This window comes from Crenobacter intestini, assembly GCF_004919095.1.
In the GTDB taxonomy this organism is placed as follows: Bacteria; Pseudomonadota; Gammaproteobacteria; order Burkholderiales; family Chromobacteriaceae; genus Craterilacuibacter; species Craterilacuibacter intestini.
In genome coordinates this window covers 293,580-313,362 of the sequence record NZ_STGJ01000001.1, presented here as the reverse complement: position 1 = coordinate 313,362, position 19,783 = coordinate 293,580, and the positions used below count along the sequence as shown (strand labels likewise).

Here is a 19,783-nt window from a genome sequence, read left to right as displayed (position 1 = left end):
CGTGAATCACGCACGCGCGGGCGGCTCGCCTGAAAACTGCTCGAGGATGTAGTTGAGCACACCACCGCTTTGGAAGTAATCCACTTCCATCCGCGTATCCAGCCGTGCACGCAGCTGGATGTCCCGCGTCGCGCCGCCCGCGTAGTGGAGGCGTGCGACAAGCAGCTGCTGCGGCTGCAAGTTTGCATCGATGCCCAGAATGTCGAAGGTGACCCCGGCGTCGAGCGACAGGGTGGTGCGATCGTCGCCCGGCAAGAATTCCAGCGGCAACACGCCCATGCCGACCAGGTTGGAGCGGTGGATGCGCTCGAAACTCTCGGCGATCACCGCGCGCACCCCCAACAGCAGCGTGCCCTTGGCCGCCCAGTCGCGGCTGGAGCCGGTGCCATACTCCTTGCCGGCGACCACCACGGTGGCCACGCCGCCCCTTTGGTACGCCATCGCCGCGTCGTAAATGAACACCCTGGCGCCGTCGCCGCCGCCCTTGGCGTGCAGCACGGTGTACCCGCCCTCGACGCCCGGGGTCAGCGCGTTGCGCAGGCGGATATTGCCGAAGGTGCCGCGCATCATCACTTCATGGTTGCCGCGGCGCGCGCCGTAGGAATTGAAGTCGGCGTCGGGCACGCCCTGGCTGCGCAGGTAGTGGGCGGCCGGGCTGTCGGGCGGGATCTGTCCGGCAGGCGAGATATGGTCGGTGGTCACCGAGTCGCCCAAAAGCGCGAGGATGGGCGCCCCGACGATGTCGCCCGAGTTGCCGCGCCAGCGCGGCTCGAAAAAGGGCGGCAGGCGGATATAGGTCGAGTCGGGGGCGAAGGCAAAGTTGGCGCCGGCGTCGGCCTTGATGGCCTGCCAGGCCGCGTCGCCGTCGAACACCGCACGGTAGCGGCCGGTGAACATCTGCCGGCCGATGGCGTGCACCCATTGGGCGATTTCGGCGTCCGACGGCCACAGCTCTTTGAGGAAGACGGGGGCGCCGTCGGGGTCGACGCCTAGCGGCTCGCGGCTCAGGTCGATGCGGGTGGTGCCGGCCAGCGCGTAGGCGACCACCAGCGGGGGCGAGGCCAGCCAGTTGGCCTTCACCTGCGGATGGATGCGCCCCTCGAAGTTGCGGTTGCCGGAGAGCACCGCGCTCACCACCAGCTGGTGGCGGCTGACCGCCTCTTCGACGGCGTCCGGCAGCGGCCCGGAGTTGCCGATACAGGTGGTGCAGCCGTAACCGACCAGGTTGAAGCCCAGCGCGTCCAGATGCGTTTGCAGGCCCGATTGCGCGAGGTAGTCGCTCACCACGCGCGAGCCGGGTGCCAGCGACGACTTGACCCAGGGCTTGCGCTGCAGGCCGCGCGCGAGCGCATTGCGGGCGAGCAGGCCGGCGCCGATCATCACGGCGGGGTTCGACGTGTTGGTGCAGGAGGTGATCGCGGCGATCACCACGTCGCCGTGGTGCAGGCTGCCCGCATCCCCGGGCAGCGCGAACGCCGTGTCCAGTTCCGCCGCCTTGCCGTTGTTCGCGATCACGGTCTCGGTCGCTTCGCGCAAGGCAGGCAGCAGCACGCGGTCTTGCGGGCGGCGCGGCCCGGCCAGCGACGGCTGCACCGTCGAAAGGTCCAGCGACAGGGTCGCAGCGTAATCGGGTGCGGCGCTGTGCGCGTCGCGCCACAGGCCCTGCGCGCGGCAGTACGCTTCGACCAGGGCGCAGGTATCCGCGTCGCGGCCGGTGGCGGCGAGGTAGTGCAGGGTTTGCGCGTCGACCGGGAAGAAGCCGCAGGTCGCGCCATACTCTGGCGCCATGTTGGCGAGGGTGGCGCGCTCCGGCAGCGGCAGGTGGTCAAGCCCCGCGCCGTAAAACTCGACGAACTTGCCGACCACGCCGAACGCCCGCAGCATCTGCACCACCTGCAGCACCAGGTCGGTCGCGGTGATGCCCGGCGCAAGCGCGCCGGTTAGCTCGAAGCCGACCACTTCCGGGATCAGCATCGGCACCGGCTGGCCGAGCATGGCCGCTTCCGCTTCGATGCCGCCGACGCCCCAGCCGAGCACGCCCAGCGCGTTGATCATCGTGGTGTGGCTGTCGGTGCCGACCAGCGTGTCGGGAAAGGCCAGCGGCGCGTCCGCCCCCGGCTGCTGCCACACCACTTTGGCCAGGTACTCGAGGTTGACCTGGTGGCAAATGCCGGTGCCCGGCGGTACCACCCGGAAGTTGGCGAAGGCACCCTGCGCCCACTTGAGGAAGCGGTAGCGCTCGTGGTTGCGCTGCATCTCCTGGCGCACGTTGATGTCGAAGGCGGCGGCGCTGCCGAAGCTGTCGACGTTGACCGAGTGGTCGATCACCAGGTCGACCTGCGTCAGGGGGTTGACCCTGAGCGGGTCGGCGCCGCGGCTGGCCAGCGCGTCGCGCATCGCGGCAAGGTCCGCCACCGCCGGCACGCCGGTGAAGTCCTGCATCAGCACCCGCGCCGGATGGAACAGGATTTCCTGGTCGACGGCACGGCCGCCGCTGCTGGCCAGCGCCTCGATGTGCTGGCGGGTGACGCTTACCCCGTCTTCGTGGCGCAGCAGGTTCTCAAGCAGGATGCGAGAGCTCACCGGCAGGCGGCGCACCGCCGCGCACCCTGCAAGCTCGCCGCCTTGCAAGGCGAAGTAGCGGTAGGTCTTGCCGTTGGCCTCAAGCGTGGACAGCGTGTTGAACGAGTTGGTCGGGGTGTGCATGGCTTGCCTCACTGACGCGGTGGTGGTCATCCCCGTCCGGTATAGCCGGCGGCGCGTGGCGCGGTGGAGCGGCCAGGCTCAGGGCAGTGGCAGGTTGACGTACTCGCGCGCCGCAAACCGGTCTGCTCGCGGCAAACCGGTGCTTGCAGGCGTTGCTGCGCACCCCGCTTGCTCAGTGGGCTAGCAGCAAGGGGAAGTCGGCCTCGGCCAGCAGGGTGCGGGTGGCCGAGCCGAACAGGCGGTCGCGCCAGCTGTTGCTCCCGAACGCTCCCATGGCCAGCGCGCGTGCGCCGTGCGCGGCAGATTCGGCGAGCAGGACCTCCGCGGCGGGCAGCGTGCTGCCGATGGCTGCCGGTACCGTTTCGATGCCGTGGCAGGCCAGGTAGCCAGCCGCCTCTGCCGCCAGGGCTTCCGCGTCCTGCTGGGATTTTTGCACCACGACCAAACGCTTTTCCGAGTGGGGCCACAGCCGCATGAAGGCGAGCTGCTGCAGCATGCGTGCGGCGCACGGGCTGCCGTCGTAGGCGATCAGGATGGGGCCGTCAGGGTGGCGGCTGTATTCGCTGGCGCTGCCCGGCAGCAGCAACAAGGGCCGCGGCGCGTCGGCGAGGTAGCTTGCGAGCTGCCGCGCGTCTTCGGACTGGCCCGCCGAACCCAGCCACGCGTCCGTCGCGCTGACGACCAGGTCGTGGCTGCGTGCTTCGCGCGCCAGCGCGGCGGCGGGCAAGTCGTCTTCCACGCACAGCCCGGTAAAGTTCACGCCGGAGAGTGCGGCCTGTTGCCGGCACGCGTCGATCAGCTCGTCGGCCTGTGTCCGCCACTCGGCAAGCCACTGCTGGTTGCGCTGCTCCTGGAACGCGAGCGCGCCGGCGGGGACCGCCTCGCCGTGGGTGAGCCGTTCCAGGTCGACCAGTGCCAGTGCTGTCAGGTCGGCGCCGCGTTCGCTTGCCAGGCGGATGGCGCGTGCACGGGCTTCGTAGGCCGAGGGGCTGTTGTTCAGCGTGAGCAGGATGCGTTTGATCATGATGGTTCCCTATGTGTCGTGCGTGCTGCTTTGGGCGATGAGTGACGGCCTTAGAACGAACCGGGCACGACCGGAGCGGTAAGTTCACCTAAGAGGATCGTAGTTAGCTGATCGGCGTGGCGCGGGCGCGTTTCATTTGGCGAGGACCTGGTCCGCCATGGCGCGGGCCAACTCGTCTTCGGCGACGAACACCGTCGCCCTCGCCCGGGTCCGCAGATGCCCGGCCTCGTCTTCGTTGCCGGCGTACAGGATGACCCGGATCTGCGGGTTCAGGGTGCGCGCAATCTCGACCATCCGGCACGCGGCGACCGTATCCTCGATGGCCGCCACCATGACCGCTGCGCGGGCGATGTGCGCCTGGATCAGCACGGCCGCCTCGCTGGCGTCGCCGCTGACCGCGGGCAAGCCTTGCTGGCGCAGCAGGTCGACCACCTCGCGGTTCTGTTCGGCGACAACGAACGGCACCTTGTTCGAGCGCAGCGTCTTCCCTATGCGGCGGCCCAGCCGGCCGTAGCCGACCAGCACCACTTGCCCGCTCAATTGGGAGAGGTCTGTCGTCATCGGTAACTGGGCCAAGGGGTCGTCGCGCGCTTCAAGGCGGCGGGCGAGGGCGGAGCGCTCGCGTATCCAGCGCTGCGCCGGCTCCACCAGCGCAAACAAGGCTGAATTGGCCGCGATCGAGATCAGCGCGCCGGCCAGGATCAGGCTGTGCGCTTCGGCGTCCAGCATGCCCAGCGCGACGCCGAGCCCCGCCAGGATGAAGGAGAATTCGCCGATCTGGGCAAGGCTGACGCCGACGGTCAGCGCGGTGTTCAGCGGGTAGCGGAACAGCAAAACCAGCGCGACGGCGGCCAGCGTCTTGCCGACCATGATGATGGCGACCACCACCAGCAGTTTCACCGGCTGGGCCAGGATCACGGCCGGGTCGAACAACATGCCGACCGACACGAAGAACAGCACGGCAAAGGCGTCGCGCAGCGGCAGCGACTCGTCGGCGGCCTTGTGGCTGAATTCCGACTCGCGAAGCATCATCCCGGCAAAGAAGGCGCCCAGCGCGAACGACACGTCGAACAGCTTGGCCGCCCCAAAGGCCACGCCGAGCGCCGCGGCCACCACCCCGAGGGTAAAGAGCTCGCGCGAGCCGGTGGCGGCGATCCACCACAACAGCCTGGGCAGCAGCCTGCGCCCGACCACGAGCATCAGCGCGACGAAGGCGACGATCTTGGCAAGCGTGAGCGCGAGCGCCCCCCACACGCTGGCCGGGCCGCCTGGCGCACCGTCAAGGATGCCGGCCAGCACCGGCAACAACACCAGTACCAGCACCATGAACAGGTCTTCGACGATCAGCCAGCCCACCGCGATCTTGCCGTTGATCGACTCGAGCACGCCGCGGGTTTCCAGCGCCTTCAGCAGTACCACGGTACTAGCAACCGACAGGCTAAGGCCAAATACCAGCGCGCTATCCCACGGCCAGCCCCAGGCGTAGGCGACGCCGCCGCCCAGCAGCGTCGCGGCGGCGATCTGCACCACCGCGCCCGGTACCGCGATGCGGCGCACCGCCATCAGGTCGGCCAGCGAGAAGTGCAGGCCCACGCCGAACATCAGCAACATGACGCCGATCTCGGCCAATTGGCCGGCGAGGCCCACGTCGGCGACGAAGCCCGGCGTGGCCGGGCCGATCATGACGCCGGCCAGCAGGTAGCCCACCAGTGGCGGCATCTTCAGGCGCTGGGCAAGGAAACCCAGCAGCAAGGCGAGCGAAAAGCCGACGGCAAGGGTGGCGATCAGGCTGATATCGTGTGGCATAAGGCAGTCTTTCGGCGCGGTCGATCAACAGGCTAACGTGGGGCGTGGCCAGGTTTTCATCACTGTCATGGGCAGACCGCGGCTGTTGATCCCAAGTTCCGGCCATGGCATGGGCGGTACGCCCGCCCATGCCTGCTCAGTACAGCACGCGGCAGCGTAAGGTGCCCTCCACCTGTGCGAGGGCAGCCAGCGCGTCCTGGCTTGCCGCGCTGTCGGTCTCGACCACCACGTAACCGATGTCGGCGTCGGTCTGCAGGTACTGCGCGGCGATATTGGCGCCGGCCTTGGCCAGTGCCTCGTTTACATGCGCGAGCACGCCGGGACGGTTGCGGTGGATGTGCAGCAAGCGGCACTTGCCTGCGTGCGCCGGCAGCGACACTTCCGGGAAGTTGACGGCGGAGAGGGTCGAGCCGTTGTCGCTGTAGCGCACCAGCTTGGCCGCCACTTCGTGGCCGATGTTGGCTTGCGCTTCCTGGGTGCTGCCGCCGATGTGCGGGGTGAGGATTACGTTGTCGAACGCGGTTAGCGCCGACACGAACGGCTCGGCGTTGTGTTCGGGTTCGTGCGGGAAGACGTCGACGGCGGCGCCGGAGAGCTTGCCGCGCTCAAGCGCGTCGGCGAGCGCCCCGATGTCGATCACGTTGCCGCGCGAGGCGTTGATCAGGCGCACGCCGTCTTTCATCATGGCAAGCTCGCCTGCGCCGATCATGCCTTGCGTCTGTGCAGTTTGCGGGACGTGCAGCGTGATGGTGTCCGCCCGGGCGCACAGTTCGGCGAAGGCGACCTGCCGCGCGTTGCCCAGCGGTAGCTTGTTTTCGATGTCGCAAAACAGTACCTGCATGCCCAGCGCCTCGGCCAGCACGCCGACCTGGGTGCCGATGTTGCCGTAGCCGATGATGCCCAGCGTCTTGCCGCGCACCTCAAAGCTGTCGGCGGCGGACTTGTCCCAGCCGCCGCGGTGCAGTAGCGTGTTCTTGGCCGGGATGTTGCGCATCAACAGGATGGTCTCGGCGATCACCAGCTCCGCCACCGAGCGGGTGTTGGAGAACGGCGCGTTGAACACCGGCACGCCGCGGCGTTTGGCCGCGGCCAGGTCGACCTGGTTGGTGCCGATGCAGAAGCAGCCGACGGCGATCAGCTTCTGCGCGGCGGAAAGGGCTGCTTCGTCCAGCTGGCTGCGCGAGCGGATGCCGACCAGGTGCGCGTCGGCAATCTTGTGGGCGAGCTCGGCCGGCGGCAGCGCCTTGTCGTAGCGTTCGATGCGGGTGTAACCGGCGGCGGTGAACACGTCGACCGCGCTTTGGTGTATGCCTTCGAGCAACAGTACCTTGATGCGGTCGCGCGGCAGGGAGAGGGCTTGGGTCATGGTACACCTATGTTGAGTAAATTACTCGGGTTTAGTTATTATGCGGCGTGTAAATGACGTTTGAAAAGAGGGAGAAAACCATGTCGACCATGCCGGATTTGCAGGCACTGTTGGCGGAAGCGTCGGCGTTGCGCGTCGCCACCGACGAGGAGAGCCGCGCCAGCTACGGGCTCGACTGGACCCGCTACTGGCAGGCCGATACCCCCGCCGTGCTGTTCCCGGGCACGGTGGACGAGGTGGTCGCCATCGTGCGCTGGGCGCGGCAACACCAGGTCGCGCTGGTGCCCTCCGGCGGGCGTACCGGCCTCTCCGGCGGCGCGGTGGCGGCCAGCGGCGAGGTGGTGGTGTCTTTCGAACGGATGAACCGCATCGGGCGCTTTGACGCGCTGGACGGCATCGTCGAGGTCGAGCCCGGCGTAATCACCCGCACCCTGCAGGACTTCGCCCGCGAGCACGGCATGTACTACCCGGTCGACTTCGCGTCCAGCGGCTCCAGCCAGATCGGCGGCAATATCGCCACCAACGCCGGGGGCATCCAGGTGCTGCGCTACGGCATGACCCGCGAGTGGGTCGCCGGCCTGACGGTGGTGACTGGCGCCGGCGAGGTGCTGGAACTCAACCGCGGGCTGGTCAAGAACAACACCGGCTACGACTTGCGCCACCTGTTCGTCGGCTCGGAAGGCACGCTGGGCTTCATCGTCGGCGCGGCGATCAGGCTGACGCAAGCGCCGCCCGAGACGGCGGTGATGGTGCTCGCCTTGCCCGACCTCTCGTGCGTGATGCGGGTGTTCGACGCGTTCAGGCGCGCGCTTAGCTTGCAGGCGTTCGAGTTCTTCTCCGACAAGGCCTTGCGCCACGTGCTCGCGCGCGGCGCGGCACGCCCGTTCGAGTCTGCGGCGCCATATTACGTGCTGCTCGAGTACGTGCGCCCGGCAGGCGGCGCCGAGCCAGACCTTGCCGTGTTCGGCCACTGCGCGGAGCAGGGCTGGGTCGTCGATGGGGTAGTGTCGCAAAGCGACGCGCACGCGCGCGCGCTGTGGCGCTTGCGCGAAGACATCAGCGAGGCGATCACGCCGCACACCCCGTACAAGAACGACATCGCGCTGCGCATTTCGGAGGTAGACCCCTTCGTCGCCCGCCTCGACGCTTTACTGGCAGAAGCCTACCCCGACTTCGAGGTGGTCTGGTTCGGCCACATCGGCGACGGCAACCTGCACATCAACGTGCTGCGCCCGGCCAGCATGGCGCTTGCGGCGTTCCGCCAGGCGTGCGAGCACGTCAACCAGGCGGTGTTTGAACTGGTGCGCGAGGCGGGCGGCAGCGTATCGGCCGAGCACGGGGTGGGGCTCTTCAAGCGTGACTACCTGTCGTACACGCGCAGCCCCGAAGAGATCACCCTGATGCGCGGAATCAAGCAACTGTTCGACCCGGACGGGGTGATGAACCCGGGTAAGTTGTTGGCTTGAACCGCCGAGTGTGTCGAGGTCACGCCGCGAGGGCATGATGGATTGTTTCGTGGGTGCGGGGTTCTGTCGCGTAGGCTCACCAAAACAAAAAGCCCTGAAAATCAGGGCTTTTTGTTTGAATGTTTGGCGGAAGCGGTGAGATTCGAACTCACGGAGGGCGTGAACCCTCGTCGGTTTTCAAGACCGGTGCATTAAACCACTCTGCCACGCTTCCGTTCCGGATGAGGGCGCCATCATAGCGAAATGGCGCCGCTTTGCCTAGCCTGCTCAGGCGTTGGCTTCGAGCATTTCCGCGGCGTGCTGGCGCGTGGTGTCGGTGATCGCCTCGCCGCCCAGCATGCGCGCGAGTTCGTCGACGCGCGCGCCGGTGTCAAGCACGCTGATGCGGCTGACGGTGCGGCCGCCTTCGTCGCGCTTGGCGACGCGCCAGTGCGCGTCGCCGCACGAGGCGACCTGCGGCAGGTGGGTGATCGCCAGCACCTGGTAGCGGCGGCCCAGTTCCTTCAGGAGCTTGCCGACCACCTCGGCGACGCGCCCGCCGATGCCGACGTCGACTTCGTCGAAGATCAGCGTCGGCACAGACGCGACCTGGCTGATCACCACCTGCATGGCGAGGCTGATGCGCGAGAGTTCGCCGCCGGAGGCGACCTTGGCCAAGGGGCGCAAGGTGGCGCCGGCGTTGGCGGCGACTAGGTATTCGACCGACTCCATGCCGTGCGCGGTGGGGTCGGCCAGCGCCGAGAGTTCGATCGCGAAGCGCGCGCCGCCCATCGCCAGGTGGTGCATCTCCCTGGAGATGCGCCCGGAGAGCTCGCCGGCGGCCTGGCGGCGCTTGGCCGACAGGCTCTCGGCCTGCGTCCGGTAGCGCGCGAGCGCGGCCTGTTCGGCGACGGCGAGCGCGGCCTGGTCGGCGCTCGCTTCGAGCTGATCGAGTTGCTGTTGCCAGTCGGCGAGCTTCTCGGGCAGGTCCTGCGGCTGGCAGCGGTACTTGCGCGCGAGGGACATCGCCTGGTCGATGCGCACCTCGATGCGCACGAGCTCGGCCGGGTCCTCGTCGAGGCCGCTTGCGTAGTCGCGCAGGCTGTACACCACTTCGCGCAGTTCGGCGTCGACCGAGTCGAGCAGCGCCAGCGTCTCCGCCAGGCGCGGGTCGACGCCGGCAAGGCGCGACAGGCGGTTCTGCACCAGGCCGAGCAGCGACAGGCAGTTGCCGTCCATCTCGGAGAGCGCGTCGACCGCGTGCTGCGCGCTCTGGGTCAGTTCGACGGCGTTGGCCAGGCGGGAGTGCTGCTGGTTGAGGTCCTTCCACTCATCGGCGGTGAGCGCAAGCTCGGCCAGTTCGCCGATCTGCCAGGTCAGCCGTTCGCGTTCGACCTCGGACTCGCGCGACAGCCGCTCGGCGTCCTCGCGCGCGCGGCGCGCGTGCTGCCAGTCTTGCCACGCGTCGGCGACGTCGGATGCGAGCGCCAAGGCGCCTGCGTACGCGTCGAGCAGGCCGCGCTGGGTGTCGGCGCGCACCAGCGACTGGTGAGCGTGCTGGCCGTGGATGTCGAGCAGGTGCTCGCCGATCTCGCGCAACTGGGCCAGCGTCGCGATGCGGCCGTTGACCTGCGCGCGGGAGCGGCCGTTCTTGTCGAGCGCGCGGCGGATCAGCAACTCGTCGTCTTCGCCGGCCAGGTCGTGCGAGGCGAGCCAGGCGGCGAGCGCGGGCAGGCGGGCGATGTCGAACACGGCGGCCAGTTCAGCGCGGTCGGCACCCTCGCGCACTTCGCCGCCTTCGGCGCGGTCGCCCAACAAGAGGCTCAGGGCGTCGAGCAGGATGGATTTGCCGGCGCCGGTCTCGCCGGTGAGCACGGTAAAGCCTTCGGTAAAGTCCAGTTCGAGTGCGTCGACGATCACGAAGTCGCGCACGGAGAGCGAAATCAGCATGGCTTCTTAAATAGGGTGGCTCAGAGCAGGCGCTCGCCCCAGTGCAGCTTGTGGCGGAGCATGTCGTAGTAGTTGTAACCGGCCGGGTGCAGGATGCGCAGCGGGTTGCGGTAACGGCGGATGATCACGCGGTCCATCTCCATCAGGTCGCAGTGCGACTGGCCGTCGAAGTGGACGCGGGTGTCGAGGCCGCGGGTGAGCATGAACTCGACCTCGCAGCTGTCGGAGACGGCGATCGGGCGGTTGCTCATCGACTGCGGGCAGATCGGCACCAGCGCGATCGCCTGCAGGGTCGGGTGCAGGATGGGGCCGCCGGAGGCGAGCGCGTAGGCGGTCGAGCCGGTCGGGGTGCTGATGATCAGCCCGTCCGAGCGCTGGCTGTACACGAACTGGTTGTCGATGAATACCTCGAACTCGATCATCGCGCCCAGGCCGCCGCGGTTGACGACGATGTCGTTGAGCGCCAGCGCGCTGGCCACCTCGGCGTCCTCGCGCAGCACCGACGCCGACAACAGGATGCGGTCCTCGGGGACGAAGTCGCCGTTCAGGATGGCGTCGATGCTGGTGAGCATCTCGTGCAGCGGGATGTCGGTCATGAAGCCCAGCCGGCCCTGGTTGACGCCGATAAGCGGCACCCGGTAGGGCGCGAGCAGGCGGGCGATCGACAGCATGGTGCCGTCGCCGCCGAGCACGACGGCCAGGTCGGCCAGCTTGCCCATGTCGCTGCGCGATACGCGCTGGTGCGCGCCGGCTTCCTCGGCGCTGGCGCTTTCCTCGTCGATCAGCACGACGACCCCGCGCGAGGCGAGGTGGTCGGCCAGCTCGCGCAGCGACGCGACGATATGCGCTTTGCCGTGGCGGGCGAACAGCCCGACCTTCTTGAATAGACAAGTCATGGTCGAATCTTAACGTGTTGTGGCTGGCATGCCAAAACCGCTATGGCATGGGTGTGGCGCTGGCCACCCGGTCGGCCGACAGGTAGAGGCGGATCAGTTCGGCCAGCGAGCCGACTTCCAGCTTGGCAAACAGGCTGGCGCGGTGCGCTTCGACCGTGCGCGGCGAGAGGTCTAGCTCGCGGGCAATTTCCTTGCTGGAGCAGCCGTCGACAACCCGCTCGAGGATGTCGTGTTCGCGCTCGGAGAGCCGGGCGAGCCGTTCGCTTGCGTCCTTGATCGCCACGTCGCGTGCCTGGCGGCTGATGCTCAGGCGAAAGGCGCGGCGCAGGCTGTCGATCAGCTGCGCGCGGTTGACCGGCTTGGGCAGGAAGTCGATCGCGCCGCCGCGAAATGCGCGCGCGCACTGCTCGACGTCACCGTGGCCGGTGATGAAGATGATCGGCAGCTTGGCCGCACGCTCGGCGAGCATTTCCTGCAGTGCGAGCCCGGACAAGCCTGGCATGCGGATGTCGAGGATGATCGCGCCGATTTCGCCCGGGTCCGGCAGCGCGAGGAAGGCGTCACCGCTCTCGTGGCTGTGCACGGTGTAGCCCTGGCTGGCGAGCAGCAGCTCGAGCGCGGCGCGGACCGCGGCGTCGTCGTCGATCAGGTGGACGACGGCTGTGGCGAGGTGGTCGGACATGGGGGCTCCTCGAAACGGGGGACGGGTAGTTCGAACATGAATTCGGCGCCGCCTTCGGCCAGGTTGCGCGCATAGAGGGTGCCGCCGAACGACTCGATCAGCGTCTGGCTGATGGTCAGCCCCAGCCCCATGCCGCCACCCTGGCTCTTGCCGCTGTAGAAGGGGTCGAATATGCGCGGCAAGACGTCTGCCGGGATGCCGGGGCCGCTGTCGCTGACCCTGACGCGCACGCCGCCGGTGCACGCTTCGCTGGCAATCGTGATCCGCCCCCAGCCCGTCTGGCTGCCGGTGGCGTCCAGCGCGTTGCGAATCAGGTTCAGCAGCACCTGCTCGAGCTGGATCGGGTCGGCCTGCACGCGCGGCAGGCTGTTTGCGAGACGGGTGTTCACGTGGGTCGTCGTGTAGCGCAGCTCGGGCGCGGCCAGCAAGAGCGCGTTGCGTACCGCCTGGTTGACGTCGACGCTGATGAGTTCGGGGCGGCGCGCGGCGACGAAGTTGCGCAGCCCGCGCACGATATGCCCGGCGCGTTCGACCTGCGCGAGGCTGCCTTCGAGCGCGGTCCTGATAAGTATTGGGTCGGCGTCGCCGTCTTCCAGCATGGCTAGCGCGGCCTCGTTGTAGCTGTTGATCGCGGAAAGCGGCTGGTTGATCTCGTGCGCGATGCCCGACGCCATCTCGGCAAGGCTGGACGCGCGCGCAGACTGGGCGTAGGCGGACGCGTGCGCATGCAGCCGTTCGTCGCGCCGGTGCCGTGCGTCGCCCTCGTCCGCGTCCGGCAGCAGGGTCAGCGCGATCAGCGCGCCGCCGCCAAACGGCGTCAGCCGTCCTTCGATGTACTGTTTGCCGGCCGGGGTGTCGACGTAGGCGTGGGCGGGCAGCGAGACCCGGGTCTGCCGGGCCAGGCACTCCGATAGCGGGTCGTCGCCCCGGGTCGCCAGCTCGATGTGCAGGGGTAGCAATTCGTCGATGCGGGTGCCTTCGGCCAGCGCCCGCGTCGTCGCGGCCATCTCGAGTGCCCGCGTATTGAGCGCGACGATGCGCCGTTGTGAATCGACGACCAGTACCGCGTCGGTGACGCCTTCGAGCAGGGCGTCTTCACGGCGGCGGGTGGACGCCGCGTGCGGCTGCGGGTTGTTGTGGCGCCGGCGCGCCCGCGCGTATCGGGTGTGCAGCACGCTGGTGGCCGCGGCCATCAGCGCGGCGAGCGCCGCGGTGGCCGCCAGCCACGGTGCCGCTGCAAAATTGCCCGGCAGCGCCGGCGCCTGCACCTCGACACGGTAGGGGAAATCCGGCCGCAGTTGCGGCAGGTGCGCGCCGGGTGTGCCGAACAGGCGGCCCGCCAGGCCGGCGAGGCGGGGTTCGGTGCGCGCGGGCGCCGCAAGCGGGATGGCCTCGGCGCTGCCGGTGTGCGCGAGCCGCACGCCGGCTTCGGCGGGCAGGGCAACGCCCGAGAGCAGGCGTTCGCTGCTCAGCGCAATCAGCGCGATGCCGTCCAGCGCCAGGTTGTCGCGCCGGTTGTCGGTGAGCCTGGGCTGGCGGCGCAGGATGGGCTCGACCAGGATCACGCCGCGCTCACCGTTGCTCAGCGTCAGCGGTTCGGTGATGGCGAGCGCCGCGCTGCGCAGGCTGCGCCGCACCGCGGTGCCGATAGACGGGTTGGCCAGGAGGTCGAGGCCGACCATGAAGCGGGCGGGGTAATGGCGATCCGGCGCGGTTTGCGTCAGCGGCAGGTAGTAGTCGCGCTCGGGGGCCACCTGCCAGTAGCGCGCGTCCCGCCACGGGGCCTGCTGCCCCAGCGGTGGGCGGAAGTCGCGGATGCGAACGGGGCCGCCGTACTGCAGGCTGAGCGTTTTTTCGTAGTCCGCGCGTGCCGCGCGCGGAATGTAGGGCTGGCGGCCCATCACGTAGACAAAGGGGAAGTCCTGTTGCAGGTGTGCGGCACGTGCGTGCAGGGTGTCGTGGGGCGCGGGCGCATCGTTCGCCAGCAGGGAGAGCAGGTGTTCGGCTGCGGCGAGACGGGCGAGCAGCACGGTGCGCGCGGTTTCGGCCGTCTGCCTGACGTGTGCCTGCTGCTCGCGGTGGGCGATGCCCAGCACGAGCAGCATCAGGCTTGCCCACAGCACGGCCCACAGCGACAGCGCCATCGCATGGCGGCGCGCCAGCCGCAGTAGGCGCTGTGCTAAGGGCGGGGCCGGTTGGAAGGTCATACCTTGCCGCCGTGGCGGCCGATGATCATCAGTGACGCGCCATTTTGCAGCCGTGTGGCAGGGCCCGGGTTGAATAGCACATCTTCGCCGGGTGTTTCCAGGGCGATCACCATGGTGCGGCCATCGTCCAGCGCTAGGCATTCGCCAAGCAGCTTGCCGTCCCACTCGGGATGTACGGGAACCACTTCGGCGCGGAAGGTGTTGGGGTAGCGGGTATGTAGCCGCTCGAAAAAGTGCAGCGTCTCGGGATTGACGACCAGATTGGCGAGGTTGACGCCGCCCAAGTAGGAGGGGACAACCACTTTGTGTGCGCCGACCGCGAGCAGCTTGCGGCGAGACGCCTCGGTTTCAGCCTTGGCGACCAGCAGCAGTTGCGGATTGAGCGTGCGGGCGGTAACGATTACGAAGGCATTTTCGGCATCCGAAGTCAGACAACTGATCAGCGCCCGCGCGTTGAGCGCGCCTGCCGCAGTCAGGTTGGCATCCTCGGTCGCGTCGCCGACGATATAGGGGATGTCCAGCGAGTCGAGCGCGCGTGCAGCCGCTTCGTCACGTTCGACGGCAACCACGGGGTGGCCGCTGTGGGTCAGCTCGTCGATGGCGGCAAGCCCAGTGTGCGATAGCCCGCACACGATGATGTGGCCTTGCAGCCGGGCAATTTCTTTTTCCATAGCCCGTCTTTTCAGGATTTGCGGCAGGTCACTCTGGAACAGCAGCAGTGTCAGCGAGGAGAGTGTGTAGCCGACCACGCCGGTGCCGAAGAAGACCAGCGCAATAGTGAACGCGCGCCCCACCTGCGAGAGGGGATGCGTCTCCCCGTAGCCGATGGTCGCCAGCGTAATGACTGTCATGTACAGGCTATCGAACAGCGGCCAGCCTTCGATCAGCGTATAGCCTGACGTGCCGGTCAGGATGACAGCGCCGAGTAGCGCGGTCAGCAGCAGCAGTTTCCGGGTAAGAGCCTTGCCCATGGATGACGCTCAGCCAAATGGGCGGATGTTATCCGATTTGCATTATTTTTGGCAGCGGTCGCCGGCGCGGCCGTCCGGAAAATAGTGCGCGAATTTGGCGAGCTTGGGCGCGATCACCGCCTGGCAATACGGCGCGTCGCCGTGACGTTCGAAATAGTTCGAGTGTTCGGCCTCGGCCGGCCAGAACGGGCCGGCCGCGGTCACTTCGGTGACGATGGGCGCGCCGAACGCGCCTGTCTTGTCTAGCCGCGCGATCGCCTCGCGGGCTGCGCGGGCCTGCGCGTCGTTCAGCGTGAAGATCGCCGAGCGGTACTGTGAGCCGATATCGTGCCCCTGGCGGTTGAGCGTGGTCGGGTCGTGGCTGGCGAAGAACACCGACAGCAGCGTCGGGTAGTCGATCAAGGTTTCGTCGTAACGCACGCGCACCGCTTCGGCGTGGCCGCTGTCGCCGCGGCATACCGCCCGGTAGCCGGGGTTCTCGAGCGTGCCGCCGGTGTAGCCCGGCTCGACGGTTAGCACGCCCGGCATGCGCGAGAACGCCGCCTCCGTGCACCAGAAGCAGCCGCCTGCGAAGATCGCTGTCTGCATTTCAGTCTCCCGTGCGTTCGAAACGCGGCCGCAGTGCCCCGTCCACACTGACGTTTTCCATGAACATTCCGGCGGGGCGCACCCACAGGGCGCCTTCGCCGTAGAGGGGGCGGTACAGCACCAGCCACTCTTCGGTCTCGCTGTGGCGGACCAGGTCGATCACCTGATAGTCGCGCCCCTTGTAGTGGCGGTATCGGCCGGGAAGGATGGAAGGTCTTGCGTTCATGCCAGGTTCTCCCAAAGCCGGGTCAGGGCTTCGTATTGCTGGAGGTTGATGCGCGGCGGCATCGCCGCGCCCTTGATCGGGTGTTCGGGTGTAGTGGTGTCGAGGATGTGTTGCGGCGCGTCGGGCAGGACAACCAGCGGGCTCTGCGCCGAGGCGCCCCGCTTGACGACCACGCCAAGCTCGCCGCCGGCCAGTTCGACAAAGCCGCCGGGCGGGTAGAAGCCCAGTTCGCGTACCAGGAGCGAGACCAGGCGCACGTCGAACTGTTCGTCGCGGTTCTGGTAGAGCTGGGCCAGCGCCTGGCGGGCCGGCAGACGGCTCCGGTAGCCGCGCGGCATCAGCTTGGCGCACGCGATGTCGGCCAGATGCACGATATGGGCGGCGTCCCCGATCTCTTCCTGATTGAGCAGGAAGGGGTAGCCGCGGCCGTTCCATTCCTCGTGGTGGGTCTGCACCGTTTCGTGCCAGCGCGGGTCGGTCACCCCCATCTCGCGCAGCAGGGCCGACGAGAGGATGGGGTGCAGGCGGATCAGCTGGCGCTGCGAGGTGCTCGGCGGGCTGGCCTGCCCGGCCAGCAGGTCTTGCAGGCGGACGGTGCCGATATTCATGGTCATCGCGGCCAGCGTCACGGTTTCCAGTTCGTCCGCATCCAGTTGTGCCTGCATGCCGAGCAAGGTGGCCAGCACGCTCGCGTTCAGCGCGTGCTGCAGGGTGTATTCGGGGCAGGGCGTGATGAGGATGGCGGCGATGCACGCGTCCGGCGAGCGGCGGACAAGCGCGTCGACCTGTTGTCCCATTTCGCGCAAGCGGCCTGCTGCGTCGTTGCAGGCAAGCGGGTCCCGGAAGATTTCGCCCAGCCGTTTGCGCAGCAAGGCCAGGCTGCGCATGGGTTCGCTTGCCGTGCCGTCTTCCAGCGCCATGTGCGCCGGGTGCGGTTGGTACAGGGAGCGGCCGCGGGCTGTCAGCCGGAATACGCCTTCGTCGTCCATCTCCAGGTGGTTGCGGGCGAATAGCGTGTCGGGCAGGACTCTAGGCGGCATGGGCAGCATCAACGTGAAAACCGAATATCATTATACGTCGAATGGTTGTCGTGCAAACAGGCGACAGCCGGCACGCCATCGCATAAAATGCCGGCCTTTTGTGAAGGGTGGGCGAAGTCATGGCGATTGTTCTGGCACCGATGGAGGGGCTGGTCGACGAGGTGATGCGGGACGTGCTCACCCGTGTCGGCGGCATCGACTGGTGCGTGTCGGAGTTCATCCGCGTCACCGACACCCTGTTGCCGGTGAAGACCTACCAGCGGCACGCGCCCGAACTGTTCGGCAGCGGCGCGACCCGCGCCGGCGTCCCGCTGCGCGTGCAATTGCTGGGGTCGGACCCGCAGGCGCTCGCGATGAACGCGCTGCGTGCCGTCGAGTGCGGCGCGCGCGTGATCGACCTGAATTTCGGCTGCCCGGCCCCCAGCGTCAACCGCCACCGGGGCGGCGCGGCACTCCTGAAGGAGCCCGCGCTGATGCACGAGATTACCCGCGCCGTGCGCGCGGCTTTACCCCCGGCTGTACCGCTGACTGCCAAGATGCGGCTGGGCTTCGAGGACACCGCGCTGACCATGGACTGCGCGCACGCGCTCGCCAGTGGCGGGGTCGCCGAGCTGGCCGTGCACGCACGCACCAAGGTCGAGGGCTACCGCCCGCCCGCGCACTGGGAGTGGATAGACCGCATCCGCCGCGAGCTTGCGCCGCTGAGGGTGATCGCCAACGGCGAGGTGTGGACGCTGGACGACTACCTGGCGATCGTCGAGGCGAGCGGCTGCGAGGACGTAATGATAGGGCGTGGCCTGATCGCGTCGCCCGACCTTGCCCGGCGCATCGTGCACTACCGCGCGACGGGAGAGCGGCTGGACGCGATGCCGTGGGACGAGGTGCGGCCGTGGATCGTCGACTTCTTCGCGCAATGCCGCGTCAAGGGCGGCGCCACGCCGTTTGCCGTGGCGCGCCTCAAGCAGTGGCTGGGCCAGCTCAAGCGCAGCTACCCGCAGGCAGGCGAATTGTTCGAGACGGTACGCCGGCTGACCGACCAGGACGCGATCGCGGCGGTGCTTACAGGGGGGCACTAGGTATTTCTACGGATACCGCGATGCGGCGGCGGCAGGCATACTTGCCGCAAGTCCGGATCGCAAGGTCTGGCTGGGCCAGCCCTCAGCTGGCGTTGCACTTCCCCATAGCAAATTGGTCCCCTTTCACCGTGTGGAAGGGGCTTTTTTTCGTCCCTTTGCGGCGCGCCGGCGGTTTGCGCGGCCGGATGTGCGTGATAAAGTAAATTCTTATTTACCGAACAGACGCCGCCCAGGCGCCGCATCAGGAAGGACAAGCCCGTGACCCGAATCGCCGACCTCGCCCCGCAAGCCGTGTGGAGCCATTTCCAGACCCTGTGTGAAATCCCCCGTCCGTCCAAGCACGAGGGCGCGCTGCGCGACTACCTGAAGGGCTGGGCCGAACTGAAGGGCTTCGAGACTTCGGTCGACGCCACCGGCAACCTGCTGATCCGCAAGGGTGCGACCTCGGGCATGGAAGGCCGCAAGGGCGTGGTGCTGCAAGGCCACCTCGACATGGTGTGCCAGGCCAACGCCGGCACCGCGCACGACTTCTTCAAGGACCCGGTGCGCCCGGTGCTGAAAGACGGCTGGCTGGTGGCCGAGGACACCACGCTGGGAGCCGACAACGGCATCGGCGTCGCGCTGGGGCTCGCCGCACTCGAGGCCGACAACCTCGCGCACGGCCCGCTCGAAGTGCTGCTGACTGTCGACGAGGAGGCCGGCATGGGTGGCGCGCTGGGGCTCGAGTCCGGCTGGCTGCAAGGCGAGCTCCTGATCAATATCGACACCGAGGAATGGGGCGACTTCTATCTCGGTTGCGCGGGCGGCGTCGACGTCAACGTGCGTACCGGCTACGCGCGCGAGGCACTGCCGGCGGGCCATGTCGGCGCTTCGCTCGCCGTGCGCGGCCTGAAGGGCGGCCACTCCGGCTGCGACATCCACCTCGAGCGCGGCAACGCCAACAAGCTGATGCTGCGCCTGATCCGCGAGCTGCAGGCCGATTGCGGCGCGCGCGTCGCCTACTTCCGCGGCGGCACCGCACGCAACGCGCTCGCCCGCGAGGCCGAGGCGCGCATCAGCTACCCCGCCGCGATGCACGCCGCGGTCGAAGGACGTGTCGCAGCCTACCAGGCGTTGCTGCGCGACGAATTGGCCGGCGTCGACGACGGCGTGACGGTGAGCGTCGCGCCGGCCGAGGTGATTGATGTGATGGCGCAGGCCGACGAGAAGCGCGTGTTCGCCGCGCTGCACGCCGCGCCGCACGGGGTCAAGCGCATGAGCCGCAAGGTCGAGGGCGTGGTCGAGACCTCGAACAACCTTGGCGTGATCGTGGTCGAGGACGGCGCGGTGTTCGCCAACCTGATGGTGCGCTCCCTGCTCGAGTCGGGCACCCGCATGTTGGCCGACGAGATTGTCGACCTGTTCACGCTCGCCGCGTACGACATCGAGCGCGAAGGCGAGTACCCGGGCTGGGCGCCGAACCCGGGTTCGGCGCTGCTCGACCTGTTCCAGCGCGTGTACGCACGCGAGTTCGGCGGCGAGGCGGGCGTCAAGGTGATCCACGCCGGTCTCGAGTGCGGCCTGATCGGCGCGCGCTACCCGCATATGGACATGGTGTCGTTCGGTCCGGACATCCGCGGCGCGCACGCGCCGGGCGAGCGCGTCAATGTCGAGTCGGTCGCCCATGTGTGGCGCCTGTTGCAGGCGGTCCTCGCCGACGTGCCGGCGCGCGGCTAGGCGCTCGCCACCGCCTTCCGATCAGGCCCGGCCGAGTGCCGGGCTTTTTTTGCGCACATGACATGCCTGTCGGGTATGCGGCGG

At 68.1% G+C, this 19,783-nt stretch carries 15 protein-coding genes and 1 tRNA gene; 3 read left to right on the top strand and 13 right to left on the bottom strand.

Annotated features, from left to right (window positions below):
* Positions 1-6 precede the first annotated feature (6 nt).
* The 4 genes from acnA to serA form a co-directional block, all read right to left on the bottom strand.
* Positions 7-2,706: an aconitate hydratase AcnA gene (gene acnA, locus E5K04_RS01385; RefSeq protein WP_136551110.1), complete on the bottom strand. Its 2,700-nt coding sequence runs from the start codon at positions 2,704-2,706 to the stop codon at positions 7-9.
* A gap of 172 nt (positions 2,707-2,878) precedes the next feature.
* On the bottom strand, positions 2,879-3,730 hold the full coding sequence (locus E5K04_RS01380; RefSeq protein WP_136551109.1) for a universal stress protein: 852 nt from the start codon (positions 3,728-3,730) through the stop codon (positions 2,879-2,881).
* Positions 3,731-3,862: 132 nt separating this feature from the next.
* Complete coding sequence (ybaL, locus tag E5K04_RS01375; protein WP_136551108.1) at positions 3,863-5,536, bottom strand: YbaL family putative K(+) efflux transporter; 1,674 nt, start codon at positions 5,534-5,536, stop codon at positions 3,863-3,865.
* 136 nt (positions 5,537-5,672) lie between these two features.
* Entirely contained in the window at positions 5,673-6,902 is a 1,230-nt protein-coding gene (gene serA, locus E5K04_RS01370; RefSeq protein WP_136551107.1) for a phosphoglycerate dehydrogenase, read from the bottom strand.
* 80 nt (positions 6,903-6,982) lie between these two features.
* Here serA and E5K04_RS01365 point away from each other — a divergent pair, with 80 nt between their 5' ends.
* The gene (locus tag E5K04_RS01365) at positions 6,983-8,368 is read left to right on the top strand and encodes an FAD-binding oxidoreductase (protein ID WP_136551106.1); all 1,386 of its coding nucleotides are present in this window, start codon (positions 6,983-6,985) and stop codon (positions 8,366-8,368) included.
* A 124-nt stretch (positions 8,369-8,492) separates the two neighbouring features.
* Here the strand turns inward: E5K04_RS01365 and E5K04_RS01360 are convergent.
* The 9 genes from E5K04_RS01360 to E5K04_RS01320 form a co-directional block, all read right to left on the bottom strand.
* Positions 8,493-8,582 (bottom strand) — tRNA-Ser (locus tag E5K04_RS01360).
* Between the two features lie 53 nt (positions 8,583-8,635).
* A complete protein-coding gene (gene recN / locus E5K04_RS01355) occupies positions 8,636-10,297 on the bottom strand; it encodes a DNA repair protein RecN (RefSeq protein WP_136551105.1) in 1,662 nt (553 codons plus the stop codon).
* A 20-nt stretch (positions 10,298-10,317) separates the two neighbouring features.
* Entirely contained in the window at positions 10,318-11,193 is an 876-nt protein-coding gene (locus tag E5K04_RS01350; RefSeq protein ID WP_136551104.1) for an NAD kinase, read from the bottom strand.
* A gap of 40 nt (positions 11,194-11,233) precedes the next feature.
* The gene (locus E5K04_RS01345) at positions 11,234-11,875 is read right to left on the bottom strand and encodes a response regulator transcription factor (protein WP_136551103.1); all 642 of its coding nucleotides are present in this window, start codon (positions 11,873-11,875) and stop codon (positions 11,234-11,236) included.
* Entirely contained in the window at positions 11,839-14,082 is a 2,244-nt protein-coding gene (locus tag E5K04_RS01340; RefSeq protein WP_136551102.1) for an ATP-binding protein, read from the bottom strand. Before E5K04_RS01340 ends, E5K04_RS01345 begins: the two co-directional genes overlap by 37 nt.
* Positions 14,079-15,053: a potassium channel family protein gene (locus tag E5K04_RS01335; RefSeq protein WP_136551101.1), complete on the bottom strand. Its 975-nt coding sequence runs from the start codon at positions 15,051-15,053 to the stop codon at positions 14,079-14,081. The genes E5K04_RS01340 and E5K04_RS01335 overlap by 4 nt, the downstream gene beginning before the upstream one ends.
* 42 nt (positions 15,054-15,095) lie before the next feature.
* On the bottom strand, positions 15,096-15,641 hold the full coding sequence (gene msrA, locus E5K04_RS01330) for a peptide-methionine (S)-S-oxide reductase MsrA (RefSeq protein WP_136551100.1): 546 nt from the start codon (positions 15,639-15,641) through the stop codon (positions 15,096-15,098).
* Between the two features lies 1 nt (position 15,642).
* Positions 15,643-15,867, bottom strand: coding sequence for a DUF1653 domain-containing protein (locus E5K04_RS01325; RefSeq protein WP_136551099.1), 225 nt, complete (start codon positions 15,865-15,867; stop codon positions 15,643-15,645).
* Positions 15,864-16,907: an HD-GYP domain-containing protein gene (locus E5K04_RS01320; RefSeq protein ID WP_168929124.1), complete on the bottom strand. Its 1,044-nt coding sequence runs from the start codon at positions 16,905-16,907 to the stop codon at positions 15,864-15,866. Before E5K04_RS01320 ends, E5K04_RS01325 begins: the two co-directional genes overlap by 4 nt.
* 119 nt (positions 16,908-17,026) lie before the next feature.
* On the opposite strand from E5K04_RS01320, the gene E5K04_RS01315 reads away from it, so the two are divergent.
* Entirely contained in the window at positions 17,027-17,983 is a 957-nt protein-coding gene (locus tag E5K04_RS01315) for a tRNA dihydrouridine synthase (RefSeq protein ID WP_136551097.1), read from the top strand.
* A 258-nt stretch (positions 17,984-18,241) separates the two neighbouring features.
* Positions 18,242-19,699: an aminoacyl-histidine dipeptidase gene (locus E5K04_RS01310; protein WP_136551096.1), complete on the top strand. Its 1,458-nt coding sequence runs from the start codon at positions 18,242-18,244 to the stop codon at positions 19,697-19,699.
* Positions 19,700-19,783: the final 84 nt, after the last annotated feature.